This is a genomic window from Novosphingobium sp. FW305-C-30-35, assembly GCF_058783135.1.
This window is the reverse complement of sequence record NZ_JBYSYJ010000002.1, coordinates 78369-104858: the sequence shown is the minus strand read 5'-3', so window position 1 is coordinate 104858 and position 26490 is coordinate 78369. Positions and strand designations below refer to the sequence as shown.

Sequence of the window (26490 nt, the reverse complement as noted above, 5' to 3'; positions counted from 1 at the left end):
CATCAGTCATTCGGAGAAGCTCCCTCAGGCTCGGCTTGCAATTCAGCCCTTCGCCCCTAAACCAAAGCTCCCATATGGGAGGAAACGGTGGCATTCACGCATACGGACCAGCAGGAGCTTTTCCTGCCGCTTGTCGAGGGTGTTCACGAAACGCCGCCGTGGGGCGCGTTCATGCGCAATCTCGTCGCCCGCACATATGCGCGCCGCGCTTTCCTCATCATTACCCTGGCCAATGCCATGCCTTCGCAGGAGCCGACCGTCATCCATGTCACCGCGCCCCGCGCGGTGAGGGAGCGTCAACTCGACTTCCGCCGCATCAACGCACTCGGCCTGCACCCTTATGGCCAGCTGCGGCCAGGCCGTGTCTATGCGATCGACGAGATGCTCGATTTTGACGATCCCGCGCGCCTTGCCCTCCAGCGCAGCGCTCTGGCCGAGATGGGCATTCGCTACGGGCGCTGGCTCCGCGTAAGCGCCGGCGGTGCGGCCGATGCGTGGCTGCTGCTGGTGCGCGAGCGTGAGGATTTCAGCTCTGCTGCCGTTTCCACCCTTGCCGCCATCGGCCCGCACCTTGCCGCTTCGCTGCGCACGCTCGCCGCACTTGCCGAACAGCGCTTGCAGACCGCGATGGCACAAGCAGCCCTTGCTCGGCTCGGCGCGGGACAGCTGGCGTTCGATCCGGGCGGGCGGGTCATGGCAACCGACCCACAGGCCGAGCGGATGCTCACCTTTGCCCCTGCCCCGGATCCACGTGGTGGGCGACGGCTGCAGCTCCTGCCCGCTGCCAGCAGCGCGCTCGAAAAGGCTTGCAGCGCAATCGCCGAGGGCCATATCGAAGCGACCGCGATCCTGCTTGATCCTGCGCGTGACCTGCACATGCTCCTGCGCAAGTGCGACCTTGCCCTGCCCGAACCACACGCCCTGCCCGCCGTGATCGGTACGCTCCGCACCTCCGTCCGCGAGGATGAGCGCGCGGGAACCCGCATCCTGCGTGAACTGCACGGCCTGTCCGACCGCGAAGCCGCGCTTGCCGAGAAGCTTAGCCGTGGCGAGACGATCATCGAAGCGGGGCGTGCCCTGCGCCTGACCGACGAGACCGCACGAAACTATTCCAAGCGCATCTACGCCAAGACCGGGACGCGCGGACAGGGCGACCTTGTTCGCGAGGTGCTCGGCGGCCTCACTCCGTTTGCCTGAAAGCACCAAGCCAATGCCGGAAGCCACCGATTTCTCTGCCCGCCTCACTGCTCTTGAAGATCGCGAAGCTGTGCGAGAGCTTATCGCGCGCTACGGACCGCTTGCCGATGCAGGCGATGCCCAGGCCCTTGCCGAGCTGTGGACCGAGGATGGCGAATATGTCGTCACCGGCTTTGCCACGGCCAGGGGCCATGCCGAAATCGCCGCGCTGATCGAGGGCCCGGTCCACCGCCAGCTCATGGCCGATGGTTGCGCCCATCTCCTTGGCCCTGCTGCCGTCACTGTCGCAGGCGATGTCGCCACTGCGCGCTGTCATTCCTTGGTGCTGCGCCACGAAGCAGGCAGCTTTGTGGTCCACCGCGTCTCGGCCAACCGCTGGTTGTTCCGCCGCACCGCGAAGGGCTGGCGGGCAGTGCGGCGCGAAAACGCCCTGCTCGATGGTGCGCAGGCAGCCCGCGCACTCCTAGAGGGCGCGTAGGGTTAGCCCCCGCGCGATACCGGGATCAGGGCCCCGCTCAGGTTGCGTGCGCCGGGCGATGCCAGGAACACGATGACCTTGGCCAGCGAAGCCGGCTGCACCCACTGCGAAAAGTCGGCGTCGGGCATGTCGGCCCGGTTGGTCGGCGTGTCGATGATACTCGGCAGCACGGCGTTGACCGTGCAGTCCGTCCCGGCAAGCTCGGCGGCAAGGCTCTCGGTCAGCTTGTGGACGGCCTGCTTGGATGCGGCATAGGACCCCATCCCGCCGCCCGCCACCAGCGCGCTGCCCGCGCCGATGTTGACGATCGCCGCGCCCGGTGTCGCGCTCAGCGTGGGCAGTGCAGCCTTGGTCATGGTCACGCAGGTGGTCGCGTTCATTGCAAACATCCTTGCCCAGGTCTCGGGCCCACCATCGGCGAGCGTCTGCCAGACGAAACCGCCCGCCACGTTCACCAGAACGGCAATGCCGCCCAGCGCCGCCTTGACTTGCTCTACCGCCGCCGCTGCGGCAGCGGCATCGGTCAGGTCCACACCGCCGATGTCGAGCCCGCCAGGGTTCGCGTCCGGCGCCGAGGGCGCAAAATCGATCCGCGCCACCTTGTCGCCATTGTCGCGGAACGCCTGCGCCACGGCGCGCCCCAGCACGCCAAAGCCACCTGTAACGATTACCGAACGCATCGTGTCAAAAACTCCTTCAAGGCCGTTGCGAATGGCGGATGCCACCATCGACGACAATCTCCGTGGCGGTGATATAGCTGGCTTCATCCGACAGGAGAAAGCGGATCGTCGTCGCGATCTCTTCGGGCTTGCCGAACCGGCCAGGGAATATGCGCGGACCGTAGATCTGCGCCATCCCGTCTCGCATCTCGCCAAGGATCGGCGTGTCGATCATGCCGGGGCTCAGGGCGTTGATGCGGATGCCATCGTGCGCAAGCTCGTCGGCCATGGATCGCACCAGCGATATGACCGCGCCCTTGGCCGCCGTATAGATCGGGATCATTCCGTTGCCGAACCATGCGTTGATCGAAGAGATCGCCACCACCGCGCCGCCCGGATGCGCCTTCAGGTCATCGCGGAAAGCCTGCACCAGTTCGATCACCGCGCGCACGTGCAGCGCCATTCCGGCGTCGAAGTTCTCGGGCGTGACCCCGCCAATTCCGGTCTGCACCGCCGTGCCCGCACCGTGGACGATACCGCCGACGTTTCCGATCGCAGCGCGCGTTTCGATTGCGGCCGGGGCAACCCCCTGCGGATTGCGCAAGTCCACCGCGAGCCCCACCGCCGCCACGCCATATCGCGCCGCGATGTCGGCCGCGGCAGCCTGGGCGCCTTCGGCATTGATGTCCCACAGCGCCACCGGGCGCCCCACTTCGGCCAAGGCATGGGCGGTGGCCAGGCCGATGCCCGATGCCCCGCCGGTGATCACCACACCCGTCCCGGGCGTGCCCAGCCTCTCGTCACTCACGCTCATGCCGATTCCCTGCCTGATGGATTTGTGGCCAGGCACACCGTGTCAAACCCCAGGACATGCGCCACGCGGCCAAGACCGACCCATGCCGCCACGCAATGCGCCAGATCGACGATCTCGCCATCGCTGAAGGCTTCGTGCATCCCGGTCCAGAAATCCTCGTCCGCCGCCAGTCCTTTCGGGTCCGTGCCGAAGCGCTCGGCAAAGGCGATGGCCAGCCGCTCCCGCGGTGAAAACAACCCGGAGTCCTGCCAGTTCTCCACCGCCGCATAGAACGCCTCGTCGGGCGCCGGGCCGTTTGCCGTCACCAGCCGCTCGGGCGTCTCGCCACCAACCGAGAAGGTGATTTCCGCATCGCGCGCCGCGCGGAAGTCCTGGCAGATCATGCAACCGTTGATCTGCGCCGTGCGCATGCGCGCCGCCTCGAACTCGCGTAGCGAGAGCCGGGTCTCGCGATAGACGGCAAAGGAGAATCCGGCTGCAGCGGCCATGATCTCGCGCGCATGGGTTCGCGCGGCATGGCCATAGGGATCGCTGGCCGCTTCGGCGGGCACGGAAATGCGCAACATCGGCAGGCGCTCCTCAGTTTGCAGGGATCTCGGGCACGGGGCCCATCGGCGGCACGCTGTGCGACCACGCCATGTCCTCGTGGCGCTCGGCAATGCGCCAGCCATCGGGCGTGCGGACCAGCCTGTCACGATACCAAAGACCGATGAAGAAGACCTGCTCCTCGCCCACCGCGCTGCGATGGACCATCGGGTTGAACAGGATCGTGCGCGCCCGGGCGGTGTCGCCGTCAAGGTCAAGCTTGGTCGTCGCCACCATGTGCTGGAACATCGGAAAGCGATCCAGCGCCACCGGCAACCACGCCTTGATCTGCGCGAAAGTACCCGCGGCGCCTCCGGTTTCGGAGTAATCGATCTGCGCGTCTGGCGTGAACACACGGTCAAGCGCGTCCCAGTCCCGTTCGTCGATTGCGAAGCAATAGCGCGCGAAGAGGTCCTGTATTTCCAGCCTGTCCGAGATTTCCTGAAGCGACATCATCGCGCTGCCCCTCTCCGCCTTGCTTTTGGCTGCGAATCATACGCAACTGCTTTGCTGTTGAGATCATGCATGGCGCTTCTCGCAAAAATTATCTACATTGTCTGCGCAGTTTGTGTTGGTTGAGAAGGTCCATCGGCCGTCGGGCACTGGCAAGGCGGGGAGGGGCATCAGGAAGGACGTCTGCGGCCACAGCGCGACCTGGCACACACTTCCCGAGGTGATGCCCATGCACGCACGCCGTGTGGATGTCGCAAGTCCTCCATGTGCAATGAGCCGCAATTTTATCAATATCAAAAGCCGATATGCTTTTTGATTGACGATTTGCGTATCTGTTGCGATATCTTTTTACGAATGCATTGCCACGTAAAGCAGTGCGTGAGTCGAAAGTCGTACCGGAGGAGAGGCCGCTCATGGCCAGCGCAGCTGCAATTTCGCTCGAAAGCTCGATCCCGTCGGGCGAAGAGCTCGTCGCCCGGGCAAGGGCCATGATCCCCGCCTTGCGCCAGCGCGCGGCCGAATGCGTCGCCGGGCGTGACGTTCCGGCGCAATCCATTGCCGAATTCCAAGAGGCTGGTTTCTTCCGCATCCTTCAGCCCAAGCGCTGGGGTGGCTACGAAATGCACCCCAACGTCTTCTACGATGTGCAGCGGGCCCTTGCCGAAGGTTGCATGTCCACCGGCTGGATGTACGGCGTGGTCGGCTGCCATCCTTATGAAATCGCGCTCTTTCACGAAGAAGCGCAGGCCGAGGTCTGGGGCGAGGACACCTCCACCCTCGTGTCCTCCTCCTACCAGCCTGTCGGCAAGGTGACCCCGGTCGAAGGCGGTTATCGACTCTCGGGCCGCTGGGGCTTCTCGACCGGCTCCGTCCATTGTCAGTGGGTCGTATTGGGCGCGATGGTCCCGCCGCGCGAAGAAGGCGGCGTGCCCGACATGCGCGCGTTCCTGTTGCCCCGCGCCGACTATGCGATCGACACCGACAGCTGGCACGTCTTCGGTTTGCAGGGTACTGGCAGCCATGACATAATCGTCGACGACGTGTTCGTCCCCGAACACCGTACTCACCGTTCGATCGACGGATATCTCTGCACCAACCCCGGCCAGCAGACCAACACGGGGCCCCTCTACACCCTCCCCTGGGCCCAGGTTTTCATGCGCTCGGTCTCGACCGCTGCCTTCGGCGGCGCGCGCGCGGCGATTTCTGCCGCCATGGACATTGCCCAGAACCGCGTCTCGACCAACACCGGCAAGGCTTCCAAGAACGATCCGTTTCTTCTTGCCGCCATCGCCCGTGCGCAGGCCGAAGTGACGGAGATGGAGCAGACCCTGCGCCTCACCTTCGATGAATTGATGGCCCTGGCCGAAGCAGGCGAGCCGATCCCGATGGAGAAGCGCACCCTGTTTGCCTACAACTCGGCCAGCGTGGTGCGCCGCATGGCCGATCTGGTCGACGACATGGTCAAGCTGCTGGGCGGTCGCGCGATCTACACGTCCAGCGCGATCATCCAGCCCTGGCTCGATCTCAACGCCGGCCGCGCACACGTCGCCAATGACCCGGCCAATCGTACGCTCGACGTGGTCGGCGCGATGCTCGGTCAGGAACCGACCTTCACCTTCCTCTGATGGGAGCGCCACCCTTGGCTAGCCTGACCCAGACCACGCATCGCGTCTCCGGCGGATACGAAATTGTCATTGCCGAAGCGGGCGATCCTTCCGCGCCTGCCGTCGTCTTCCTGCACGGCAGCGGCCCCGGCGCCTCCGGTGCGTCCAACTTCCGCCAGAACATCGATGCTTTTGTGGACGCCGGTTACCGCGTGATCCTGCCCGACCTGATCGGTTATGGCGGCTCGTCCAAGCCAGAGGGGCTGGACTACACGCTGCAGCTCTTCACCGACACCGTGTACGAAGCGCTCGTCGCCCACGGCGTGACCAGCGCCAGCCTCGTCGGCAATTCGCTGGGCGGCGGCATTGCCCTGCTGATGACGCTCGACCACCCCGGCTTCACCCGCAATCTGGTGCTGATGGCCCCTGGCTGCGTGGCCGAGCGCGAGGCCTACTTCGTGATGCCGGGCATCACCAAGATGGTCTCCAGCTTCGGGGGGCCGGACTTCAACCTGGCCGAGCAGAAGCGCCTCGTCTCGAACCTCGTCCACCCGGACTTCGCCCCCAAGATCCCGGATGCCCTGGTGAAGGAACGCTTCGCCGTCGCCCGCACCCAGCCCAAGGACGTGCTGGTGCGCATGCGCACGCCCGACCTCTCGCCGCGGCTGCCGGAAATCACCCAGCCGGTCTTCGTGCTGTGGGGTCTGAACGACGAGTTCTGCCCGGAAGCCCACGCGCGCCTGTTCCTCGACCATTGTCCCGATGTCCGCGCGATCACTTTCGGCCGCACCGGCCACTGGGTCCAGGTCGAACGCGCTGCCGAGTTCAACGCCTTTGCCATCGAGTTCCTCAATGCCCGCCGATAAGATCCAGCACTATGGCGCGGCGCTTTACGAAGCCCTGCGCACCCGCAAGACCATCGCCCCGCTGATCGAGCAGGATCCCTCGCTGACGCTCGACGATGCCTATGCCATCAACCTCGATTTCCTTTCGCGCCGCGTCGCCGATGGCGAGAAGGTCGTCGGCAAGAAGATCGGCGTGACCAGCAAGGCCGTGCAGGACATGCTCGGCGTCCACCAGCCCGACTTCGGCTTCCTGACCGACTGGATGAATGTCGAAGGTGACATCGACATCGACGCCAAGGCCCTGATTGCTCCGCGCGCCGAGGCCGAGATCGCGTTCATTCTCAAGAGCAGCCTCAATGGCCCCGGCGTCACGGCCGCTGACGTTCTTGCAGCCACCGAAAGCATCGCCCCCTGCTTCGAGATCGTCGACAGCCGCATCGACAACTGGAACATCAAGATCGTCGATACGGTGTCCGACAACGCCTCATGCGGGGTCTATGTGATCGGCAAGGAACGTCTCGACCCCGCCGGGCTGGACCTGCCCAATCTGCACGTGGCCGTCACCAAGAACGGCGAACCGCTGTCCGAAGGCTATGGCCATGCCGTGCAGGGCGATCCGGCACAGGCGGTGGCTTGGCTCGCCAATACGCTCGGCGCCTATGGCGTGACGCTCGATGCGGGCGACGTGATCCTGTCGGGTTCACTCGTCCCGCTCGCGCCCGCCGTGAAGGGCGATCGCTTCGAAATGACACTCAGCAACGCTGCAGGGCCACTCGGCACCTGCGTCGCCAACTTCGTTTGAGGAATACCTGAATGGCACGCGTCAAGGCCGCGATCATCGGTTCGGGCAATATCGGCACCGACCTGATGATGAAGATGATCAAGTACCCGCAGAACATGGAACTGGCGATCGTTGTCGGCATCGACGAGAAGTCCGAAGGCCTGGCCATGGCGCGCGAGCACGGCATCGCCACCACGCACGAAGGCCTCGACGGCCTGCGCAAGCATCCGCTCTACAAGGACATCGGCATCGCCTTCGACGCGACCAGCGCCTACGCCCACAAGGTCCATGACGAGGCTCTGCGCGCCGATGGCATCCAGGTGGTGGACCTTACCCCCGCGGCCATCGGTCCCTTCACCGTGCCGCCGGTCAACATGGGCCAGCACCTCGACCAGCCCAACGTCAACATGGTGACTTGCGGCGGTCAGGCGACGATCCCGATGGTCGCCGCCGTCGCCCGCGTCTCGGACAAGCTCCACTATGCCGAAATCGTGGCGTCGGTCTCCTCGCGCTCGGCCGGACCCGGCACCCGCGCCAACATCGACGAGTTCACCCGCACCACCGCCCGTGCGATCGAACAGGTGGGCGGCGCCGCCAAGGGCAAGGCGATCATCATCCTCAATCCGGCCGAACCGCCGATGATCATGCGCGATACCGTGTTCACCCTGTCCGAAGGCGGCGATGAGGACGCCATTCGCCGGTCGGTGGCCGATATGGTGGCCGAAGTGCAGAAGTACGTCCCCGGCTACCGGCTCAAGCAGGAAGTCCAGTTCGAACGCTTCGGCGACAACAACCGCCTGAAGATTCCGGGGCAGGGGGAATTCACCGGCATCAAGTCGATGATCATGCTCGAAGTCGAGGGCGCAGGCGACTACCTGCCCAGCTACTCCGGCAATCTCGACATCATGACTGCCGCCGCCAAGGCCACCGGCGAACTGCTTGCCGCGCGCCGCATGGCCGCTGCTGCCGCCTGAAGGAGATCGGACGATGACTGCCACCTTCAACGTCGAAGCCGGCGACAAGCTCTACATCCAGGACGTGACGCTGCGTGACGGCATGCACGCGGTTCGGCACATGTACGGCATCGACCACGTCCGCGCGATTGCCTCGGCCATCGAGAAGTCGGGCGTCGATGCCATCGAGGTCGCCCATGGTGACGGCCTTTCCGGCGCCAGCTTCAACTACGGCTTCGGCGCGCACACCGATTGGGAATGGCTGGAAGCCGTGGCCGACGTGCTCGACAAGTGCGTGCTGACCACGCTGATCCTGCCCGGCGTGGGCACCGTCGAGGAACTGCGCCGCGCCTATGACATCGGCGTCCGCTCGGTCCGCGTCGCCACGCACTGCACCGAGGCCGACGTCAGCAAGCAGCACATCGGCATCGCCCGCGATCTTGGCATGGACGTCTCGGGCTTCCTGATGATGAGCCACATGATCGAGCCCGACGCCCTCGCCCAGCAGGCGCTCCTGATGGAAAGCTTCGGCGCACAGTGCGTCTATGTCACCGACAGTGGCGGCGCGCTTGACATGGACGGCGTTCGCGCGCGCTTTCAAGCCTATGACCGCGTGCTGAAGCCCGAAACCCAGCGCGGCATGCACGCCCACCACAACCTCGGCCTCGGCGTCGCCAACTCGATCGTTGCCGCGCAGTGCGGCGCGGTGCGCATCGACGCTTCGCTGACCGGCATGGGCGCGGGCGCGGGCAACGCCCCGCTCGAAGTCTTCATCGCCGCCATCGATCGCAAGGGCTGGAACCACGGCTGCGACGTGATGATGCTGATGGACGCTGCCGAAGACCTCGTCCGCCCACTGCAGGACCGCCCCGTCCGTGTCGATCGCGAGACGCTCGCACTGGGCTATGCCGGGGTCTACTCCAGTTTCCTGCGCCATGCCGAAAAGGCTGCCGAGACCTACGGCCTCGATACGCGCGCGATCCTCGTCGAACTCGGCCGCCGCAAGATGGTCGGCGGACAGGAAGACATGATCGTCGACGTCGCGCTCGACATGCTGAAAGCGCAAGCCTGACCTGAAAAACAAACGGCGAGAGGGCGATAAGACCCCCGCCCAACCCCCCGGGAGAAAATGCCATGATCCTCAAGGACAAGGTCGTCATCATCACCGGCGCAGGGCCCGGCATGGGCCAGGCCGCGTGCCGGGGTGCGGCGAAGGAAGGCGCCAAGGTCGTCGTCACCGCCCGCTCGAAGCAGGCCATCGAGGAAGTGGCGCACGAGATCGTCGCGGCAGGTGGCGAAGCCATCGCCGTGCCGCTCGACGTGACGCAGATGGATCAGTGCCAGGCCGCAGCCAAGGCCGCGCTCGACCAGTGGGGCCGCATAGATGGTCTGGTCAATTCGGCCTACTATCACCCTGATTGGGGCCCGCTGATCGAGCATGACATCGACCAGGTGCTGCAAGCGTTCGATGTCGGCGCGGCAGGCGCGCTGCGCATGGCCATGGCCGTGTTTCCCACGATGAAGGCGCAAGGCGCTGGCTCCATCGTCAACATCTCCACCCTCTGCACCCGCAAGCCGATGCCCGGCGAAGGCGGTTATGGCATGGCCAAGGGCGCGCTCAATCACATGACCCGCCACCTCGCGGTCGAGTTCGGCGGCACCGGCGTGCGCGTGAACACCGCGCTGATGGGCTGGATGATGGGCGCTCCATTGGAAGGCTTCATCCAGGGTCTCGGCGAAGGCGCCGAAGCGTTCCGCAAGCAGCGCGCCAGCGAGATCCCGGTGGGCCACATCCCGCCCGACGCGGATTGCGCCAAGGCGGTCTACTTCCTGCTCTCTGACTACGCCTCGGAAGTGACCGGCGCCATGCTCGACGTCAACGGCGGCGACTGGGTCGCGGCATAAGGGAGGGCACGGTCATGTTGCTTGACTGGATGAAGAGCCACCCCACCCTTGCCGACGATCCGGTTTCGGGCTTCGATCCCGATGCCGTGACCGTCAGCGAGACGGTGGAGATCGCAGCCCCCGCCCGCGTGGTCTGGGCCGTACTCACCGACATGCCGCGGTACAGCGAATGGAATCCGTTCTGCGTGCGCGCTTCCTCCACACTCGAAATGGGCGCGGCGGTCGACATGACGCTGGTCAACTATGCCGTGCCCGGCACGCTCGTGCCCAACTGCGAATACATCTGCGCTTTCGAGCCCGAGCGCATGATCTCGTGGGAGATGGTCCACTCCGATTTCTGGCCCTACCCCGCCCGCCGCGATCAGGTGATCGAACCGACCGGCGATGCATCATGCCGGTACTTCTCGACCGACGCCTTCCTTGGCGCCAATGGCATCCACGTCTTCCGCTTTGCCGGACCGTGGGTAAAACGTGCGTTCGACGATAGCGCCCGCGCGCTCAAGGGCCGCGCCGAAATGCTCTACGCACAAGAACAGAAAGCCTGATCCCGCAATGCCTTACACGCTCCAGCAGCTCTCCGACATGGAAGAGATCAAGGTGCTCAAGCACCGCTACTTCCGCGCTATCGATACCGGCGATTTTGCTGCCCTGCCGGCGCTGTTCACGGCCGATGTCGCCTGCACCTACAATGGCGGCACCTACAAGGTCTCGCTGTCAGGGCGTGACGCCATGGTCGAGTTCCTGTCCAATTCTTTCCACTCGGGCGCGCTGGCCATGCACATCGGCTCGATGCCCGAAATCAGCGTGACCGGCGACAACAGCGCCACCGGCCTGTGGTATCTGCAGGACGTGTTCATCGACCTCGAGAAGGACGCCCACACCTTCGGCACGGCGATCTATACCGACGCCTATCGCCGCGAAGGCGGGGTGTGGAAGATCGAGTCCACTTATTATGATCGCGTGATCGAAGTCTTGCGCAAGTTCAGCGAGATGAAGGGCAAACCTTCCGTCCAGCGCCTCGCGACCACCGGCCGCAAACCGCACGAACGCACCGACATCAGCCACCTCATCCACTGGGACGAATGAGCACTGCGCCGGTCAAGGTCATCGCCCTGCTCCGCAAGAAGGAGGGCCTTAGCCGCGAGGCATTCATCGCCTATTACGAGACGCGCCACGCCCCGCTGATCCGCTCGCTGCTGCCACACATTGCCGACTATCGGCGCAACTACGTCGACCGCGACGGCGCCTTCAGCAGCGCCGTTGCCGCAATCGACCTCGACAGCGTGACGGAAATGCGCTTCGCCAGCCGCGCGCATTACGACGCTTTCCTCGCCGTCGCGTCGGACCCGGAAGTTGCCGCCCGGATCGCGCATGACGAGGAGAACGTCTTCGACCGCGCCGCCACGCGCATGTTCGTTGTGGACGAGGTTCCGGCTGCGCCCCCGGCATCGGGAACCCTGGCTCAACTGACGGCCGAGCGCGCGATCCGTGAAGGCCTCGCCCGCTTCGCGCGCGTGATCGATGCAAAGCAGTGGGACGCCTTGCCAGATATCTTCGCCACTGACCTGACCTTCGACTACGGCCTGGGCGAACACTCCGGGATCGCCGCGCTGGAAGCCAACATGCGCCGCTTCCTCGATCTCTGCGGGCCAAGCCAGCACCTGATCGGCAGCATCACGATCGACGTTGCGCCCGGCAGCCTGACCGCAACCAGCCGCGCCTATGTCCAGGCCCGCCACCAGCGCCCCGGTGACACGGGCGGTCCAGTATTCGACACGAACGGCGAATACATCGACCGCTGGACCCTGCGCCCCGAAGGCTGGCGCATAACGCGCCGCGATGCCCTGTGGCACACCAACAGCGGGGACGCGGCAATCATCTGGAGTGGCGCCGACTGAGGCGACGCTTCAGTCGTCCCCGAAATCCGGCACCCACGGCACGCCATTGATATGGCCGCCACCGTCTACGAACAGGGTATTGCCGGTCAGATACCGCGCGTCCTCGCTGGCGAGGAACAGGGCGACGCCGCCGATGTCCGCCTCCGGATCGCCCATGCGACCCATCGGGTTTGCGGCGGCAGTCGCCTTCGCCACGTCGGGCGCCATTTCCGCAAAACGGCGATAGGCGGCCGAGACCGCTGCCGGGCAGATCACGTTGACGCAGATGCCATGGGGCGCCCATTCCCGCGCCGCCGTGCGCGAATAGGCCCGCACCGCTTCCTTGGCGACGTTGTAGTCTGCGCTGCCCATGTGTGCGTTGACGCCATTCAGCGACGCCATGTTGATCACGCGGCCCCAGCCCCGCGCCTTCATGTGCGGCAGTGCCCGCTCCATCGCCCACTTGGTCGCATAGAGGCACATCTTCAGCGCATCGTCGAAGCGCGCGTCGGTCTTGCGCTCGATCCGCACCGGCCCCTCACCGCGATAGGCGTTGTTGACGAGGATATCGACCGCACCGAACCGCTCGGCACACAGGTCCACCGCCGCGAACACATCGTCACGGGAAGAGACATCGCACTGGATGAAGACCGCCTGAGCCCCGCCTGCACAAATCTGCTCGACCACCGCCGGACCGCGCTCGACATCGTAGTCTGCGACGACCACGCTCGCCCCTTCCCTGGCGAAGCGGCGAGCAATGCCTTCGCCGATGCCATCGGCACCGCCGGTAATGACGGCGGCGCGCCCAGAAAGTCTTCCTGTCACGCCGCCGTCTCCTTCTCTCGTCAGTTGCCGAAGCTGTAGCGCAGGCGCAGGCCGAACATGCGCGGCTCGCCATAGATCACGCTCTGCGCGCCGATCGTCTGGAAGATGCCGGTGTTCGAGATGATGTAGTTCTTCTTGGTGATGTTGGTGGCGAACAGGCTCAGGTCCACCGGCGCGCCCATCACGCCCTTCCAGTCGATCGTGGCGTTGAGCAGGCCATAGCTCGGCAGCAGCACGCCCGGTTCGTTGATCGTCCCATCCGGGAAGCGCTCGGTCGAAAACGGCGCCGTCGGCTGCTTGTCGGTCCAGTTGTAGCTGAGGAACAGGCTGAAATTGCCCACATCTTCCGAAACCGGCAGCGAGAAACGGCCATAGACCGACAGGATGTTGGGCGAGAGGTACTGCAGTGGACGGCAGGTCATGTCCGCCCCGGCAAAGACCTTGGGCGAAGTGATCGACTGCGCGGTACAATCCCACACGCCGGAGCTCGAATCGAACTTGAAGGATTTGTACTTGGCGCTGAGGTGGCTGTAGTTGCCGCCCAGTTCGATGTTCTGCGTCGGCTGGATCATCGCCTCGACTTCGACGCCCTTGATCTCGGCCGAAGCGTTGTTCAGCGTGATCGCGCCATTGCCGCCGGTTGCGCGGTTGAAGTCCCCGGCCGCGCGCTGGATGTTCTTGTAGTCCAGCCAGAAGCCGTTGACGTTGAACCGCCCGCGCATGCCACCGGCGTTGAAGTCGGTCTTGAAGCCTGCTTCGTAGTCAGTAACGGTCTCCGGCCCGAAGGTGCGGGTGTTCTCGAACACGGCATAGCTGTTGAAGCCACCGGCCTTGTAGCCGCGCGTGACCTTGCCATAGACCATGATGTTGTCGTTCGGGCGGTAGTCGAGCCCGATGGTCCAGTTGGGCGACGAGCTTTTCAGCCTTGCACCGAACAGGCAGGTGTTGAGCGGATCGGCGATCGGCTGCGTGGGATTGGGATTCGATTTCCACGAACACGCCGTGACATACTTCGCCCCACCCGGCAGCGGGACATAGCTGAACGATGTGGTCGATCCGTCCACGGTGTCCCAGGTATAGCGATAGCCCGCTGTCAGTCGCAGGCGGTCAAGCGCAGGCGAAAACGCGCCGAAATCGAGCGAGCCCTGCGCATAGAGCGCCTTGGATTCGTTGGTCACGCTGATCTGGCTCTGGCCGATGGGGCAGCCCGTGACCGACTGCAGGCCGCAGACGTTGATCGAATAGGACACCATCGTGCCCCGGGGGCTCTGCTTGTAGTAGAAGCCGCCGACCGTATAGGTCAGCTTGTCGTTCAGCGCCGTGCCCTGGAACTGCAGTTCCTCGGTCACCTGCTTGTACCAGTCACGGGGGGCGGTGCGGCTCTCTACGGTCACGCCGGTATCATAGACCGGAGCGATCGTGCCATCCTGGTCGTTGGCGTAGTACGACTTCAGTTCTGCATAGCTGAAGATGTTGCGCAGCTTGAGAGTGCTGGAAAGTTCGATGTCGGTGGTGTTGTTGATGCCCCAGGATTCCAGCTTGGCGAAGCTGTCCATGCCATGCGCTGTCTGGCGGATGCCGCGCGCGTTCTGCTGATTGAGCAGGTTGGTGTAGTAGCTGCAATTGGCAGGGCCGGTCCCTGCACCGCAGAAATTGAAAGTCGGAGCGATTGCGCCCAGTGGCAGGGATACGCCCGGTGCAACCAGGATCGGCCGCGTGGCGAGGCCAACGAAATAGTTGGTATTGAAGTTCTTGGCGATCGAACCCGTGCCATTGCTGTGCGACTTGCCATAGTAGCCCAGCGTATAGTTGGTGACGCCCTCCACCGGCTCGATCCACAGCCCGACGCGGCCCATGCGCCAGTGCTGGTCGTCGCGATCCTTGTTCCAGTTCACATCATGCGTGAAGCCGTCACGATCGCGTGAGGCTCCGACAAGCCGCAGGCGAACCTTGTCCGAGATCGGCAGGTTCAGCACCGCTTCGGTCTCGACCATGCTGTAGTTGCCAAAGCCGGCCTGGACATAGCCTTCGAGCTTGTCGGTCGGCTTGGCCGGCGTCAGCAGGATCGCGCCACCAGTGGTGTTTCGTCCAAACAGCGTGCCTTGCGCGCCGGCCAGAACCTGCACGTTCTGCAAGTCGACGAAACTGCCGGGGCCACCCTGGCCGGAAAGCGTGATCGCCGAAACCAGCGGGACTTCGTTCATGTAGACGACGACCGCGGGCGATCCCTGGAACGATGCGCTCTGCCCGCGGATCGATGGCGACATCACGTCGCGCGAAGCCTGCCCGTTCGGGCCGACGACCAGCGACGGCACGGAAGCCTGCAGATCCTGCAACTGGGTAAGCCCGCGTTCGCGGATGCTTTCTGCGCTGATCGCGGTGATCGAGATCGGAACGTCCTGTGCGCGCTCTTCGCGGCGGTTGGCCGTGACGATGATTTCCATGTTGTTGGGCACGCTGTTTTCCGCAGCCTGCTCATCCGCAGCATCTTCTGCAGCAAAAGCGATCTGCGGCGCAGCAAAGCTGCCCAGCGAAACGCTTGCCAGCAACGCCCAAGCGACCCGTCGTCCCGTTTCCGAGCGTGCACGCATTGTGTCAGACATCGTTCTCTCCCTCCAAGATCGCACTTCCCATGCCTCTGCGGCGAAACACGGATCGACAGGATGAGCGGCATCCCCGCGCACGCCCCAAGCATGCACGACGACAATTCGCAGAAAGGCAGGGAGGCCCCTCATCCCGGTTTTCTTTTTCTCTATGAAGCAGCGTATCAACTACGCAAAATAAGTTCAAGAGACGATTTTAGCATCATGTTGCGTAGCCAAGGGCACATCTTTGCGCTTATGTGGGCTTGACGAATTTTTCTGGAAGTCCTCCTTTGGCGATGCACCGGACAATGCGGCCACACCGATTCTGCAATCGCCAGCGAACCCAAGGCGCGGCACGAAGTGACTGATTTTCAGGAACCTTCCACTGCGCACCGCTCAGAAAAGCAACAGGAGAAGTCGATGCCTGACCTGCCCTATCTCGCCCGCGGCGTCATGCCGGTCGAAACGCCGTCGAGCGTGCTCGTGTCCTCGTCGAAGTATCTCAACAACCCCCGCCTGCGCGATTGGCTGGCGATGATCCTCCTGCGCCGCAACGGCCCGGACCTGCCCCCGCCAGCCGAGATGTACGAGTTCCTGCCGATTCTCGAGGAACTGCGCGATCACGATGCCATAGAGGAGATGTTCACGGCAGAACGCCGGATCAATCCCGAACTCGATGCCTGGCTTTCCGAGGGCTTCTACTCGACCTACTCGATCGACGATTTCGCGCAGTACGCGCCAGGCTCGCTCGGCGGAATCTTCTACCAGTGGATCACCGAAGGAAACTACGAGATCCAGATCACGCCCTGGCGCGAACCGAAAAGCCAGCTGGAGTTCTACAACCTGCGCTCAGGCCAGACCCACGATTTCGAACACATCCTGTGTGGCGGCGGGTTCAACTTCATGGGTGAGCTCGTACCTTACTGGTACCGCCTGACCAACGTGTTCAAGCACATCCGCAATCCGGAACTGGCAGCCGAATTGAGCCTGATCCAGATCTTCGGATCGCTCCGCTACACCGTGCGGACGATACTGCATTATCCGCAAGTCTGGAACACCTGCACCGACGCTATCCAGCGCGGCATGGCGGTCGGCAAGGCCAGCGACGCCTTGTTCATGAAGAGGCTGGAGCCGTGCTTCCACCTCCCATTGGCCGAAGCGCGCGAGGCCTTGGGCGTGCGCGGCGCAGTCGATGTCGATACCGATCTCGAAGGCGCGTTCTGGGCGGAGCGGGTTCCCGCCTCGGCGCTGGTGAGGCCGGAACTGCAATAGCCTCGGCCCGATGATTGACTCACTCCGTCTGCCAAGTAAGTGAGTGATCATGACAAGGACCCGTTTACCGGGCGTGCAGCGCCGAGGCCAGATCGTTGCCGCCGCACGGCGGGTCTTTTCACAGCACGGCTATGACGGAGCCAAGACCCTGCAGATCGCGCGCGAGGCGAAGGTCTCGGAGGCGCTGGTGTTCCGTCATTTCCCCAGCAAGCTCGCCCTCTACCGCGCGGTCCTGCGCCAGGTATTTCTCGAGCAGGACGAGCGCTGGCGCGAACAGGGCGTGCACGGCGAAGGTGCGCGGGGCCTCGCCAGTGCGATCCACACTTTCATCTCCGCCTGCGCGACCGATGCAGATGATCCTGCCCGTCATGATACGCATCGCATGACCCTGGCCAGCCTTGCAGGCGATGGCTCCTACGCCAGCCTGATCTATCGCCGCTCGCAGCGGCGCAACGGGGCTGCCATGGACGCGGCCTATGCCTCTGCCCGGGCCGAGGGTGGACTTGAGGGCGAGCCTCTCGACGTGCCCGCCGCTGCCATGTTCGTCGAACATGTCGGGACGATGATGGCCGCAATCGGGGGATTGCCTTTGGCGGCAAGGCCTTACGGAGTCGCGGGGGATAATCTTGTCAGGCAGGCGACGTGGTTCTGCCTGCGTGGCATCGGCATGCCGGACAGGATCATTGCCGATTACTTCGCCTCCCTCGCTTCAGACACGTAAGGCAGATCAGCTGAATGATGGCTTCCGCAAGACCTATCGCTCGACCGGCAGCCCATGGTTCGTGCCGCTCAACAGGCGGCGTAATGGCCTGCGTGCCGGTCTATCTCACGGCCCGATGGGCAGCATCACCGGCGCGAAGGTCGAAAGCAGTCCCGCGTCAAGCACTTGCGCCTGGCCGGTGATGAAGCCCGAGGCCGGGCTGCACAGCCACAACGCCACTTCGGCAACATGCTGCGCCTGTCCCATGCCGCGCAAGGGCACGCGCGGCAGCTCCTGCCCATCAACGATCTCGACATCCGGCGCGCCGATCAGGGGGGTCTCCACTCCGCCCGGGCACAGCGCATTGATCCGGCAGCCGCGCGCCGCGAAGGCATCGACGCAGGACTTCACCAGCCCGACCACGCCATGCTTGGCAGCACTGTAGGCCGGGTTCGCCGGATGGCCGACCACGCCGGCCGCCGAAGCCGTGACCACGACCGCGCCGCCCTGCCCGATCACTGGCTGCACCGCCTTGATCCCGTTGAACGCGCCCTTGAGATTGACCGCGACCAGCTTGTCGAACAGCGCCTCGTCAACCGTGTCGAGGCCTTCGGCGGCGCCATAGAGCCCGGCATTGAGGAAGGCGAAATCCAGCTTTCCGGCTACGGCCAGAACTTGCGCCACCATCTCCTGGTTGCTGGCATAGTCGGCCACGTCGACCTTCACGGCGCTTGCGCGCTGACCGATCTCGGCCACGACGGCCTGCGCCGCCGCAAGGTTGAGGTCAGCGCAGAACACCCTCGCGCCTTCCTGCGCAAAGCGGATCGCCGCGGCGCGGCCGATGCCGGATCCTGCTCCGGTGACGAGGGCAACCTTGCCGACAAATCGCTGCATTACTCTCTCCGAAATAGCCCTCGCCTTGATCAGCGAAGTTCTGTCTTCAGCACCTTGCCCGCGGCATTGCGCGGGAGATCCTCCACGAGCACGAAGCTGCGCGGCACCTTGTAATTGGCCATGTTCTCGCGCGACCACGCGATCAGCTCGGCCTCGCTTGCGGTTGCACCGGGACGAAGCACCACGAAAGCGCGGCCCACTTCGCCCAGGCGCTCGTCCGGCACGCCGACGACGGCGGCCATGCCGATCGCCGGATGCTCCGCCAGCAGCTTCTCGACTTCGGCGGGATAGACGTTGAACCCGCCCGAGATGTACAGGTCCTTCATCCGGTCGGTGATGCGCACATAGCCGCGCTCGTCCATCGTGCCGACGTCGCCTGTGTGCAGCCAGCCATCGGCGTCGATGGTCTCGGCCGTGGCTTGTGCGTTGTCGAGATAGCCAAGCATGACGCCCTGCCCGCGCACCTGCACCTCGCCGGTCTGCCCGCGCGGCACTTCGTTGCCTTGCGCGTCGGCGATGCGAACTTCGTTGCCCGGAAAAGCCTTGCCACAGGTGCGGGCAATAGTTTCAGCGTCGTCTCCCGGAACGCAGGTCGTGATGTTCACGCACTCGGTCATGCCATAGGCGGTGATCAGATCCACCATGCCAAGGTCCTCGCGGATGCGTTCGACCAGCGCGGGCGGCACGCTTGCCGCGCCGGTGGTGCCGCCCCGCAACGATGAGCAGTCCCATTTGCGCTTGTCCAACTCTGCCAGCAGCATCTGGAAGATGGTCGGCGGCCCCGGCATGAAAGTGATGCGTTCGCGCTCGATCAGCTCGATTGCCTGGCCCACGTCGAACTGCGGCATCGGCACAGCCACCGCCCCCGAGAGGATGCACGCAACCCAGCCCACCTTCATGCCGAAGGAATGGAAGAACGGATTGGCAATGAGATAGCGATCGCCCTCGCGCAGGCCGGTATTCTGGCACCACACCGCAGCCTGCGGCAGGACCCGGCCGTAAGTCATCAGCACGCCCTTGGGGCTGCCGGTCGTCCCGCTGGTGAACAGGATGTCCGAGACAGTATCGGCGTCGATACCCACCAGCGCCCCGTCCACGGCCGGGTCGTCCGCCCCCTTGCCCCCTTGCACCAGATCGTGCTCGAGCAGCAACGTGCCTTCCAGCGCAGGCAGGTCCTCGTCCGCGATCAGGGCGCGGTAATCGATGCCGAGAAAGCCCTCGACCGTGAACAGCAGCTTCGCATTCGTGCGGCGCAGAATGTCTCCCGCCTCGCGGCCCTTCAGCCGGGTATTGAGCGTGACCACCGCCGCGCCGCAGCTCATCACCGCAATCGCCGCCACGATCCATTCGCGCGAATTGGGAGCCCAGATGGCTACCCGGTCCCCTGCGCCTATGCCCCGCCCCAGCAGTGCCGAAGCCGCCGCCCTGCTGCGCTGCCACAGCTCGGCAAAGCTCCACACCTCGCCGTTCTCAAGCACCGCCGGCGCATCTGGCCAGGTTCTTGCCGCAGCCTGAGCGGCGTGGGGTATCGTTGGCGGCAGGGGATCGAGCATCGCGCGTCAGGCCACTTCGAACAGGCCGGCCGCACCCATGCCGCCCGCCACGCACATCGAGACGACGACGTACTTCACGCCCCGCCGCTTGCCCTCGATCAGGGCATGGCCAACCAGCCTTGATCCGGTCATGCCGAACGGATGGCCGATGGCAATGCCGCCGCCGTTGACGTTGAGCGTGTCGGGATCGATCTCCAGCTTCTTCTGGCAATAGACAGCCTGACTCGCGAAGGCCTCGTTGATCTCGAACAGCCCGATATCCTCGATCTTCAGCCCTGCGCGGTCCAGCAGCTTGGGGATCGCAAAGACCGGCCCGATGCCCATTTCCTCTGCCCCGCAGCCCGCCACCTGGAAGCCGCGATAGATCCCCAGCACCGGACGCCCTTCGGCCTTTGCGGTATCGAGGTCCATCAGCACCTGCGCCGATGCGCCATCGGACAGCTGGCTGGCATTGCCTGCGGTAACGTGCTTGCCCTCGGCAATCACCTGCCCGTTCCTGAACACCGGCTTCAGGCCTGCCAGCGCTTCGTAAGTCGTGCCCGCTCGCACGCCTTCGTCACGGCCAAGCGTCACCTCCTCCTTGCCGGTCTCGTTGCCCTCCTTGTCGAACAACGCCTTGGTCACGGTGATCGGCACGATCTCGTCATCGAACTTGCCGGCTTCCTGCGCAGCCGAGGCTCGCTGCTGTGAAAGGGCGGCAAAGCGATCCTGCTCCTCGCGGGTCACACCATAGCGCTCCGCGACGATCTCGGCGGTTTCGATCATCACCATGTAGGCATGCGGGTCCGCAGCCTTGATGAATTCCGAACGGTTGCGAAACTGCGGCGCATGCTTGTTGATGGTCAGCGAAATGCTTTCCATGCCGCCCGCCACGGCAACGTCGATCTCGTTGCACATGATGCCACGCGCTGCGAGCGCGATGGCGTTGAGGCCGGACGAGCACTTGCGGTCGAGCGTGAAGCCCGCTGTCGTGTCGGGCAGGACCGAACCGTGGACGGTTAGCCGCCCGAGGTTGTAGCTCTGCGTGTTCCAGTGGTTGCCGACGCCGAGATAGACGTCGTCCACCCGTGCCGGATCGATCCCGGCCCGCGCAATCGCGGCATTGACCACGTGGCTCGACAGCACCGGAGCTTCGGTATCGTTGAAGGCCCCACGATAGGCCTTGCCCACGCCGGTGCGGGCGGTCGAAACGATGGCGGCTTCACGCATGTTTGCGTCCTCTCAGGAAAATCCGTGCATGTTGGTCGGCCCAAAATAGGCCCGCATCTCGACGACCTTGCCGTCGTCGTTGAACTTGAAGGTGTCGATCACATCGACGCGCATGTCCTTGCCGCCAAGGTTGAGCAGGACCGAGAACGCGAACGCCGCATAAGGCCCGCACACGCGCACCGGCCCTTCAAGCCTGAGCTTCGCGCCTGTCTGCATCGAGGCCGTATAGAATTCGAGGATCGCCGCCTGCCCGACCTTGGGTTCGGTCCCCACCGGGTCTTCGACCGTGGCATCTTCCGCAAACAACGCGGCAACCCGTTCGGGCGCGCCTGCATCGAACGCGGCAACATATTCGTGAACGGCGGCTTCCATCACCTTGGGATCGGTCATCGCACTTGCTCCGGAAAATAGCGGCTGATTGTATCGAGCACGCAGGCTGGCCTGTCCTGCCCCTCGATCTCGACGGTGACGCGCACGACTGACTGGATCGCGCCCTTGACCTCCTCGACCGAGACGATTTCGCCTGCACCCCGGATGCGGCTGCCAACCTTCACCGGCGAGAGGAAGCGCAAGCGGTCCGCGCCGACGTTCACCGCATGGGCAAACCCGCGCACCTCGATCAGCTGGGGGAGGAAGTAATTGACGAGGCTCATCGTCAGGTAGCCATGCACGATCGTCCCGCCGAACGGTCCGGCCTTGGCACGCTCGACATCGACGTGGATCCACTGGTGATCGCCCGTGACATCGGCAAACCCGTTGACCCGCTCCTGATCGACCAGAAGCCACTCGGTCGGCGGCAGTTCCGTGCCTTCCTTGCCAAGCAGGTCGGCCGGTTTCTCGAACACCACCGCCACGATCAGGCCCTCTGGCTCGATACCGGGACGATCTCGCCGGTCATGTAGGAGGAAAGGTCCGAGGCCAGGAACAGCATGACATTGGCCACTTCCCACACCTCGGCGGGGCGCCCGTAGGCTTCGGTCTTGACCAGCTCGGCAAGGCGCTCTTCTGTCGTCACCTTGGCAAGGAACGGATGCATCGCCAGGCTCGGCGCCACCGCATTGATGCGCACGCCGTGATCCGCCGCTTCCAGTGCGGCACAGCGGGTGAAGGCCATTACGCCCGCTTTCGCCGCGGCATAGTGCGCTTGGCCCCGCTGCGCGCGCCAGCCCAGCACCGAGGCGTTGTTGACCATCACTCCGCTCTTCGCCGCATACATCGAAGGCAGGAACGCCCGCGTCATGCGAAACAGACTGGTCAGCGTCACGTCAAGAACGCGGCTCCACTGTTCGTCGGTCATGTCGACCACGTCCACTTCGCCGCCAAGGCCGGCGTTGTTGATCAGCACGTCGACCGATCCCAACGCCTCCAGCGAGGCATCGCGCAGATCCTGAACCTGCGCCTCGCTGGTCACGTCACACACCTGCGTGAACGGGCGTTCGCACCCCACTTCGGCGGCAATGCGATCGGCCGCTTCGCCCAGACGACGCTCGTGAAAGTCGCTGATCAGCAGACGCGCGCCCTCTTCTGCGGCCCGCTTCGCCACCGCAAAGCCGATGCCGGTCCCGGCAGCGGCGGTGACGACCACCGTCTTGCCCTTCAGCATGCCCATGGGCGTCGGATAGGGAGGAACGGGAACGCTCATGCTTGACCTCTCGGTTCGCGCGGTAGCCCCAGACCGCGCTCGGCGATCAGGTTGCGCTGGATCTGGTTGGTGCCGCCGTAGATCGTGTCGGAGCGGCTGAAGAGAAACAGGTTGGGCAACGTCGGCCAGGAGTAATGGTCACCGGACGCAATTTCTCCGGCCTGTCCGAGCACTTCCATGCCCAGCTCGCCAAGGTCACGCCGCCAAGTCGCCCACTGGATCTTGTAGGTCAGCGCCGCACCGTCGATGGCCGCAAGGTCTGTGCCCGAAAGCATCCGCAGCGCGCCATAGCGCATCAGGCGAAGGCCGATTTCCGCCCGCGCGATCTTCTGGCGGATCACCGGATCGGCAGCCTTTCCGTTGGCCTTGGCCGCATCGATCACGGCGTCGAGTTCGTTCCTGAACTGCATCTGCTGGCCCAGCGTCGAAACCCCGCGCTCGAACGCCAGCAGCGCCATCGCCACCTTCCACCCCTCGCCCGCTGCGCCCAGCATGGCATCGGCGGCACAGCGCGCGTCGGTGAGGAAAGTCTCGTTGAACTCGGCCTCGCCGTTGATCTGACGGATCGGGCGGACCTCGATGCCGGGCTGGTCCATGTCCATCAACAGGAACGACAGCCCCTTGGGGCCCGCCGAGCCTTCTTCGCTACGCGCGACGACGAAGATCATGTCCGAATAATGCGCGAGGCTGGTCCAGACCTTCTGGCCGTTGACCACCCACTCACCATCGTCCAACCGCGCCTTGGTCTTCACGTTGGCAAGGTCGGAACCGGCATTCGGCTCCGAATAGCCCTGGCACCAGATCTGCCGACCTGCCGCGATTTCGGGCAGGTACCTCGCCTTCTGCTCCTCGGACCCGAAGGCAAGGATCGTCGGCCCGGCCAGTTCCACGCCGATGTGGTTGATCCGATTGGGGGCGCCAGCCCGCGCATATTCCTCGGCGAAGATCACCTGCTGGGCGATGGTCGCATCGCGCCCGCCCCACTCCCTGGGCCAGCCGATGCAGCTCCACCCGGCCTCGCCCAGCCGCTGCTCCCACTCCTTGCGGCGCGGGATTGCGTCGCACAGGTTGGGAATGCCGCGAATGTCGGCGAATTCCCCGGTCATTTCCGCCTGCAGCCACGCCGCGCACTCTGCGCGAAAGGCTTCGTCAGCGGGCGAAAAGCCGAGCTTCATGCAGCCGCCCCGAGAACCGCCGAGGCGACCTGCTCGCGATGCCACTGGCCATCGCCAAGCAGCGTCTGGATCGAACGGGCGCGCTTGAAGAACAGGTGCGCGTCATGCTCCCAGGTAAAGCCGATGCCGCCGTGCAGCTGGATCATGTTGCCCGCGCACATGAAGAAGGTGTCGGCGCAGAACGCCTTGGCCGAATGCAGCGCGACCTGCGCCTCGTCCGAACCCTCGTCCACCGCGCAGGCCGCCCAGTAGACCGCCGAGCGCGCCTGCTCGATCTCGATCATCATGTCGGCCAGGCGGTGCTTGTAGGCCTGGAACGAGCCGATCTGCCGCCCGAACTGCACGCGCTCCTTGGAATAGGCGACAGTGCGATCGAGCGTCGCCTGCGCCCCGCCGAGCGCCTCGGCGGCAAGGCAGATCCACCCGGCGGCCAGCGCCCCGGCAATTGCCGCATCGCCATCAGCAAGCTGCTCGCCCTGCGCGCCATCGAGCGTCGCCGTGGCAAAAGGCCGGGTCTGGTCCATCGTGACGTGCGCCTGCACACTCACACCAGCGCCCTTGAGGTCGACGATCCACGCATCGCTGCCCGAATGGACCAGCAGCAGATCAGCCGAAGCGCCATGCGGCAGGAACGGGAACGTACCCGAAATCCGGGCATCCTCCACGGCCAGCTGCGGAGCCCACGCCGCCGTCGCGATCAACTCGCCCGCAGCAAGGCGCGGCAACCATTCCGCCTTCTGCGCCTCGGAACCCCCACGCGCAATGGCCTGCCCGATCATCACGTGGCCCAGCAGCGGCAGCGCCGCCACCTGCGCCCCCGCAGCCTCGGCCACCAGCGCCATCTCGACCATGCCGAGGCCTGCGCCGCCATGTTCCTCAGGCAGGCCGATCCCGGCAAGGCCAAGCTCGGTCGCGAACGACGACCACAGCTCGCGGTCGATCCCGTCGGCCGCCATGGCCTTTCGCGTGCGCTCGCTCGTCGCGTTCTCGGCAAAGAAGCCGCGCACGGTCTCGGCGATCATCGCCTGTTCGTCGGTGAAGGCAAATTCCATCGTCTCTACTCCGTCCGGGCCTTCAGGCCGTGCCCCATACCCCGCGGCCTTTAGGCCGCACCCCACACTTTCCGCGGCGGCACGCGCGCTGCGATCAGCTTCGCCACGGCATCGCCAACTTCAGCAGGCTCCCACCGGGCGCCCTTGTCCACCACCGGACCCTCGCGCCAGCCGTCCTCCAGCATGATCTTGCCGCCTTCGAGTTCGAAGACGCACCCGGTCACATCGCGGCTTGCGCTGCTGCCGAGCCACACGACCGTCGGCGCGACATTGGCGGGGTCCATCACGTCGAAGGCCTGGCCCTCGGTCGCCATCTTCTCGGCAAAGGCCTGCTCGGTCATGCGGGTGCGCGCAGATGGGGCCAGTGCATTGGCAGTGATGCCATAGCGCCCCAGCTCTGCCGCCTGCACCAGCGTCAGCGAGGCGATGCCGCCCTTGGCTGTCGAATAGGCTGCCTGCGCGATCGAGCCCTGCAGCCCGGCCCCGCTCGAGGTATTGATGATCCGCGCATCGGGATCGCACCCGTCCTTCTGCTTGGCGCGCCAGTAGTTCACGGCGTGGCGCGCAAGGCAGAAGTGGCCGCGCAGGTGGACGAGCATCGTCGCGTCCCACTCTTCCAGCGTTGCCGAAACGAACATGCGATCGCGCACGATGCCGGCATTGTTTACCACCACATGCAGGTCACCGAACGCATCGAGCGCGGCCTGCACGATCCGTCCTGCCGCATCCCAGTCGGTAATGTCCTCGTAGTTGGCCACGGCCTTGCCGCCCGCCGCCACGATCTCGGCCACCACGCCATCGGCAGCGCTGGTATCGCGACCCTCGCCGCCCAGCGACGTGCCGATGTCGTTGACCACCACGTTCGCGCCCTCGGCGGCAAAGGCCAGCGCATAGGCGCGGCCCAGCCCGCGCGCGGCGCCGGTGATGATCACAGTGCGCCCATTACAGATACCGCCGCAGATGCCCACTTGTGTCTCCTGTGAAGTGCTTCAGCCAACCGGCAGCAGCAGGTGCTGCGAAAGGTCGCCGATGTAATCGAGCATGGAATAATCGCGCGTGGCGAAGCGCCAGGTGCCTTCCACGCGCTCGAACGTATCGTGATAGCGCCCCGATGCGATCGCCTGCAGCGGCAGTTCCGGGGTCTGCTGGAACACGGTGTAGACCGAACGGCAGCTCGCCGTGCCCGCCGCCTCGTGAATCTCGAGGATCGGGTTGGTGATCACGTGCCGCGTGCGCGGCGTGCCGCAAGGATGGATGCGCACGAAGGCGCGCCACTGCTCCAGCATGGGAGCCGCGCCCTCGACCACCGTGCCACCACCCAAAGTGACGCGCGCATGTTCGAACATCGCGGCGACCTCCTCGAGCTGGCCTGCGTCCATCAGTTCCGCGTAGCGGTAGAGCAGGTTGGTGATGGCGGCGGCGGCGTGCATGG

The 26490-nt window shown here is 64.8% G+C and carries 29 protein-coding genes; 13 read left to right on the top strand and 16 right to left on the bottom strand.

All coding sequences use genetic code 11. The features are described 5' to 3' along the window. Positions 1-87: 87 nt before the first annotated feature. A complete protein-coding gene (locus AC3WLM_RS17320; protein WP_492478215.1) occupies positions 88-1197 on the top strand; it encodes a helix-turn-helix transcriptional regulator in 1110 nt (369 codons plus the stop codon). Positions 1198-1210: 13 nt separating this feature from the next. Further along, complete coding sequence (locus AC3WLM_RS17315) at positions 1211-1675, top strand: nuclear transport factor 2 family protein (protein ID WP_492478214.1); 465 nt, start codon at positions 1211-1213, stop codon at positions 1673-1675. Between the two features lie 2 nt (positions 1676-1677). Here the strand turns inward: AC3WLM_RS17315 and AC3WLM_RS17310 are convergent, their stop codons facing one another. From AC3WLM_RS17310 to AC3WLM_RS17295, 4 genes are read right to left on the bottom strand one after another with little or no spacing between them, the layout of a single operon-like run. Continuing rightward, positions 1678-2355: an SDR family NAD(P)-dependent oxidoreductase gene (locus AC3WLM_RS17310; protein WP_492478213.1), complete on the bottom strand. Its 678-nt coding sequence runs from the start codon at positions 2353-2355 to the stop codon at positions 1678-1680. Between the two features lie 16 nt (positions 2356-2371). Next, positions 2372-3148, bottom strand: a complete 777-nt coding sequence (locus tag AC3WLM_RS17305) for an SDR family NAD(P)-dependent oxidoreductase (protein ID WP_062343292.1) — start codon at positions 3146-3148, stop codon at positions 2372-2374. Then, positions 3145-3714 (bottom strand): carboxymuconolactone decarboxylase family protein, encoded by a 570-nt coding sequence (locus AC3WLM_RS17300; protein ID WP_039334557.1) that lies wholly within the window; start codon positions 3712-3714, stop codon positions 3145-3147. Before AC3WLM_RS17300 ends, AC3WLM_RS17305 begins: the two co-directional genes overlap by 4 nt. A gap of 13 nt (positions 3715-3727) precedes the next feature. Continuing rightward, entirely contained in the window at positions 3728-4189 is a 462-nt protein-coding gene (locus AC3WLM_RS17295) for a nuclear transport factor 2 family protein (RefSeq protein ID WP_492478212.1), read from the bottom strand. Between the two features lie 410 nt (positions 4190-4599). On the opposite strand from AC3WLM_RS17295, the gene AC3WLM_RS17290 reads away from it, so the two are divergent. The 9 genes from AC3WLM_RS17290 to AC3WLM_RS17250 all read left to right on the top strand — a co-directional run bounded on the left by AC3WLM_RS17290 (position 4600) and on the right by AC3WLM_RS17250 (position 12172). After that, on the top strand, positions 4600-5811 hold the full coding sequence (locus AC3WLM_RS17290; protein ID WP_492478211.1) for an acyl-CoA dehydrogenase family protein: 1212 nt from the start codon (positions 4600-4602) through the stop codon (positions 5809-5811). Positions 5812-5825: 14 nt separating this feature from the next. Then, positions 5826-6656, top strand: coding sequence for an alpha/beta fold hydrolase (locus AC3WLM_RS17285; protein ID WP_492478210.1), 831 nt, complete (start codon positions 5826-5828; stop codon positions 6654-6656). Beyond that, the gene (locus AC3WLM_RS17280) at positions 6643-7437 is read left to right on the top strand and encodes a fumarylacetoacetate hydrolase family protein (RefSeq protein WP_492478209.1); all 795 of its coding nucleotides are present in this window, start codon (positions 6643-6645) and stop codon (positions 7435-7437) included. Before AC3WLM_RS17285 ends, AC3WLM_RS17280 begins: the two co-directional genes overlap by 14 nt. Positions 7438-7448: 11 nt before the next feature. Continuing rightward, a complete protein-coding gene (locus AC3WLM_RS17275) occupies positions 7449-8390 on the top strand; it encodes an acetaldehyde dehydrogenase (acetylating) (RefSeq protein WP_492478208.1) in 942 nt (313 codons plus the stop codon). 13 nt (positions 8391-8403) lie between these two features. After that, the gene (gene dmpG, locus AC3WLM_RS17270; RefSeq protein WP_039334695.1) at positions 8404-9441 is read left to right on the top strand and encodes a 4-hydroxy-2-oxovalerate aldolase; all 1038 of its coding nucleotides are present in this window, start codon (positions 8404-8406) and stop codon (positions 9439-9441) included. Positions 9442-9503: 62 nt separating this feature from the next. Beyond that, on the top strand, positions 9504-10274 hold the full coding sequence (locus tag AC3WLM_RS17265; RefSeq protein WP_492478207.1) for an SDR family oxidoreductase: 771 nt from the start codon (positions 9504-9506) through the stop codon (positions 10272-10274). A 14-nt stretch (positions 10275-10288) separates the two neighbouring features. Continuing rightward, positions 10289-10819, top strand: a complete 531-nt coding sequence (locus AC3WLM_RS17260) for an SRPBCC domain-containing protein (RefSeq protein WP_082734451.1) — start codon at positions 10289-10291, stop codon at positions 10817-10819. Between the two features lie 7 nt (positions 10820-10826). Further along, positions 10827-11360 (top strand): nuclear transport factor 2 family protein, encoded by a 534-nt coding sequence (locus AC3WLM_RS17255; protein ID WP_039334544.1) that lies wholly within the window; start codon positions 10827-10829, stop codon positions 11358-11360. Further along, positions 11357-12172 carry a nuclear transport factor 2 family protein gene (locus AC3WLM_RS17250; RefSeq protein ID WP_193828681.1) on the top strand — a complete coding sequence of 272 codons (816 nt, stop codon included), beginning with the start codon at positions 11357-11359 and terminating at the stop codon, positions 12170-12172. Before AC3WLM_RS17255 ends, AC3WLM_RS17250 begins: the two co-directional genes overlap by 4 nt. 9 nt (positions 12173-12181) lie before the next feature. On the opposite strand, the gene AC3WLM_RS17245 is transcribed toward AC3WLM_RS17250, so the two are convergent. Beyond that, positions 12182-12976, bottom strand: a complete 795-nt coding sequence (locus AC3WLM_RS17245) for an SDR family NAD(P)-dependent oxidoreductase (RefSeq protein WP_492478206.1) — start codon at positions 12974-12976, stop codon at positions 12182-12184. Between the two features lie 20 nt (positions 12977-12996). Further along, a complete protein-coding gene (locus AC3WLM_RS17240) occupies positions 12997-15579 on the bottom strand; it encodes a TonB-dependent receptor (protein WP_492478205.1) in 2583 nt (860 codons plus the stop codon). Between the two features lie 402 nt (positions 15580-15981). Here AC3WLM_RS17240 and AC3WLM_RS17235 point away from each other — a divergent pair, with 402 nt between their 5' ends. Both AC3WLM_RS17235 and AC3WLM_RS17230 read left to right on the top strand, forming a co-directional pair. Next, positions 15982-16833: a hypothetical protein gene (locus AC3WLM_RS17235; RefSeq protein ID WP_492478204.1), complete on the top strand. Its 852-nt coding sequence runs from the start codon at positions 15982-15984 to the stop codon at positions 16831-16833. Positions 16834-16882: 49 nt separating this feature from the next. After that, a complete protein-coding gene (locus tag AC3WLM_RS17230; RefSeq protein ID WP_492478203.1) occupies positions 16883-17554 on the top strand; it encodes a TetR/AcrR family transcriptional regulator in 672 nt (223 codons plus the stop codon). Between the two features lie 105 nt (positions 17555-17659). On the opposite strand, the gene AC3WLM_RS17225 is transcribed toward AC3WLM_RS17230, so the two are convergent. The 10 genes from AC3WLM_RS17225 to AC3WLM_RS17180 are packed head-to-tail and all read right to left on the bottom strand — an operon-like array spanning position 17660 to position 26488. Further along, positions 17660-18427: an SDR family NAD(P)-dependent oxidoreductase gene (locus AC3WLM_RS17225; protein WP_062343301.1), complete on the bottom strand. Its 768-nt coding sequence runs from the start codon at positions 18425-18427 to the stop codon at positions 17660-17662. Positions 18428-18456: 29 nt separating this feature from the next. Then, positions 18457-19980, bottom strand: a complete 1524-nt coding sequence (locus AC3WLM_RS17220; protein WP_039334535.1) for a FadD3 family acyl-CoA ligase — start codon at positions 19978-19980, stop codon at positions 18457-18459. Positions 19981-19986: 6 nt separating this feature from the next. Then, positions 19987-21189, bottom strand: a complete 1203-nt coding sequence (locus tag AC3WLM_RS17215) for a thiolase family protein (protein ID WP_492478202.1) — start codon at positions 21187-21189, stop codon at positions 19987-19989. A 12-nt stretch (positions 21190-21201) separates the two neighbouring features. Beyond that, positions 21202-21579 carry a steroid Delta-isomerase gene (locus AC3WLM_RS17210; protein ID WP_039334531.1) on the bottom strand — a complete coding sequence of 126 codons (378 nt, stop codon included), beginning with the start codon at positions 21577-21579 and terminating at the stop codon, positions 21202-21204. Then, positions 21576-22043 carry a MaoC family dehydratase gene (locus tag AC3WLM_RS17205; RefSeq protein WP_492478201.1) on the bottom strand — a complete coding sequence of 156 codons (468 nt, stop codon included), beginning with the start codon at positions 22041-22043 and terminating at the stop codon, positions 21576-21578. The genes AC3WLM_RS17210 and AC3WLM_RS17205 overlap by 4 nt, the downstream gene beginning before the upstream one ends. A 2-nt stretch (positions 22044-22045) precedes the next feature. Beyond that, complete coding sequence (locus AC3WLM_RS17200; RefSeq protein WP_052242381.1) at positions 22046-22831, bottom strand: SDR family oxidoreductase; 786 nt, start codon at positions 22829-22831, stop codon at positions 22046-22048. Beyond that, the gene (locus tag AC3WLM_RS17195; RefSeq protein WP_492478200.1) at positions 22828-24006 is read right to left on the bottom strand and encodes an acyl-CoA dehydrogenase family protein; all 1179 of its coding nucleotides are present in this window, start codon (positions 24004-24006) and stop codon (positions 22828-22830) included. The genes AC3WLM_RS17200 and AC3WLM_RS17195 overlap by 4 nt, the downstream gene beginning before the upstream one ends. Then, a complete protein-coding gene (locus tag AC3WLM_RS17190; RefSeq protein WP_039334523.1) occupies positions 24003-25058 on the bottom strand; it encodes an acyl-CoA dehydrogenase family protein in 1056 nt (351 codons plus the stop codon). Before AC3WLM_RS17190 ends, AC3WLM_RS17195 begins: the two co-directional genes overlap by 4 nt. Before the next feature lie 50 nt (positions 25059-25108). Beyond that, positions 25109-26026, bottom strand: a complete 918-nt coding sequence (locus AC3WLM_RS17185) for an SDR family oxidoreductase (protein WP_492478199.1) — start codon at positions 26024-26026, stop codon at positions 25109-25111. A 21-nt stretch (positions 26027-26047) separates the two neighbouring features. After that, positions 26048-26488 carry a nuclear transport factor 2 family protein gene (locus AC3WLM_RS17180; protein ID WP_492478198.1) on the bottom strand — a complete coding sequence of 147 codons (441 nt, stop codon included), beginning with the start codon at positions 26486-26488 and terminating at the stop codon, positions 26048-26050. Positions 26489-26490 lie beyond the last annotated feature (2 nt).

Coding starts and splice junctions, on each gene's coding strand:
- AC3WLM_RS17315 (WP_492478214.1), top strand. CDS start 1,211: ATGCCGGAAGCCACCGATTTCTCTGCCCGCCTCACTGCTCTTGAAGAT.
- AC3WLM_RS17310 (WP_492478213.1), bottom strand. CDS start 2,355: ATGCGTTCGGTAATCGTTACAGGTGGCTTTGGCGTGCTGGGGCGCGCC.
- AC3WLM_RS17305 (WP_062343292.1), bottom strand. CDS start 3,148: ATGAGCGTGAGTGACGAGAGGCTGGGCACGCCCGGGACGGGTGTGGTG.
- AC3WLM_RS17300 (WP_039334557.1), bottom strand. CDS start 3,714: ATGTTGCGCATTTCCGTGCCCGCCGAAGCGGCCAGCGATCCCTATGGC.
- AC3WLM_RS17295 (WP_492478212.1), bottom strand. CDS start 4,189: ATGATGTCGCTTCAGGAAATCTCGGACAGGCTGGAAATACAGGACCTC.
- AC3WLM_RS17290 (WP_492478211.1), top strand. CDS start 4,600: ATGGCCAGCGCAGCTGCAATTTCGCTCGAAAGCTCGATCCCGTCGGGC.
- AC3WLM_RS17280 (WP_492478209.1), top strand. CDS start 6,643: ATGCCCGCCGATAAGATCCAGCACTATGGCGCGGCGCTTTACGAAGCC.
- AC3WLM_RS17275 (WP_492478208.1), top strand. CDS start 7,449: ATGGCACGCGTCAAGGCCGCGATCATCGGTTCGGGCAATATCGGCACC.
- dmpG (WP_039334695.1), top strand. CDS start 8,404: ATGACTGCCACCTTCAACGTCGAAGCCGGCGACAAGCTCTACATCCAG.
- AC3WLM_RS17265 (WP_492478207.1), top strand. CDS start 9,504: ATGATCCTCAAGGACAAGGTCGTCATCATCACCGGCGCAGGGCCCGGC.
- AC3WLM_RS17260 (WP_082734451.1), top strand. CDS start 10,289: ATGTTGCTTGACTGGATGAAGAGCCACCCCACCCTTGCCGACGATCCG.
- AC3WLM_RS17255 (WP_039334544.1), top strand. CDS start 10,827: ATGCCTTACACGCTCCAGCAGCTCTCCGACATGGAAGAGATCAAGGTG.
- AC3WLM_RS17250 (WP_193828681.1), top strand. CDS start 11,357: ATGAGCACTGCGCCGGTCAAGGTCATCGCCCTGCTCCGCAAGAAGGAG.
- AC3WLM_RS17240 (WP_492478205.1), bottom strand. CDS start 15,579: ATGTCTGACACAATGCGTGCACGCTCGGAAACGGGACGACGGGTCGCT.
- AC3WLM_RS17235 (WP_492478204.1), top strand. CDS start 15,982: ATGCCTGACCTGCCCTATCTCGCCCGCGGCGTCATGCCGGTCGAAACG.
- AC3WLM_RS17230 (WP_492478203.1), top strand. CDS start 16,883: ATGACAAGGACCCGTTTACCGGGCGTGCAGCGCCGAGGCCAGATCGTT.
- AC3WLM_RS17225 (WP_062343301.1), bottom strand. CDS start 18,427: ATGCAGCGATTTGTCGGCAAGGTTGCCCTCGTCACCGGAGCAGGATCC.
- AC3WLM_RS17220 (WP_039334535.1), bottom strand. CDS start 19,980: ATGCTCGATCCCCTGCCGCCAACGATACCCCACGCCGCTCAGGCTGCG.
- AC3WLM_RS17215 (WP_492478202.1), bottom strand. CDS start 21,189: ATGCGTGAAGCCGCCATCGTTTCGACCGCCCGCACCGGCGTGGGCAAG.
- AC3WLM_RS17210 (WP_039334531.1), bottom strand. CDS start 21,579: ATGACCGATCCCAAGGTGATGGAAGCCGCCGTTCACGAATATGTTGCC.
- AC3WLM_RS17200 (WP_052242381.1), bottom strand. CDS start 22,831: ATGAGCGTTCCCGTTCCTCCCTATCCGACGCCCATGGGCATGCTGAAG.
- AC3WLM_RS17195 (WP_492478200.1), bottom strand. CDS start 24,006: ATGAAGCTCGGCTTTTCGCCCGCTGACGAAGCCTTTCGCGCAGAGTGC.
- AC3WLM_RS17190 (WP_039334523.1), bottom strand. CDS start 25,058: ATGGAATTTGCCTTCACCGACGAACAGGCGATGATCGCCGAGACCGTG.
- AC3WLM_RS17180 (WP_492478198.1), bottom strand. CDS start 26,488: ATGCACGCCGCCGCCGCCATCACCAACCTGCTCTACCGCTACGCGGAA.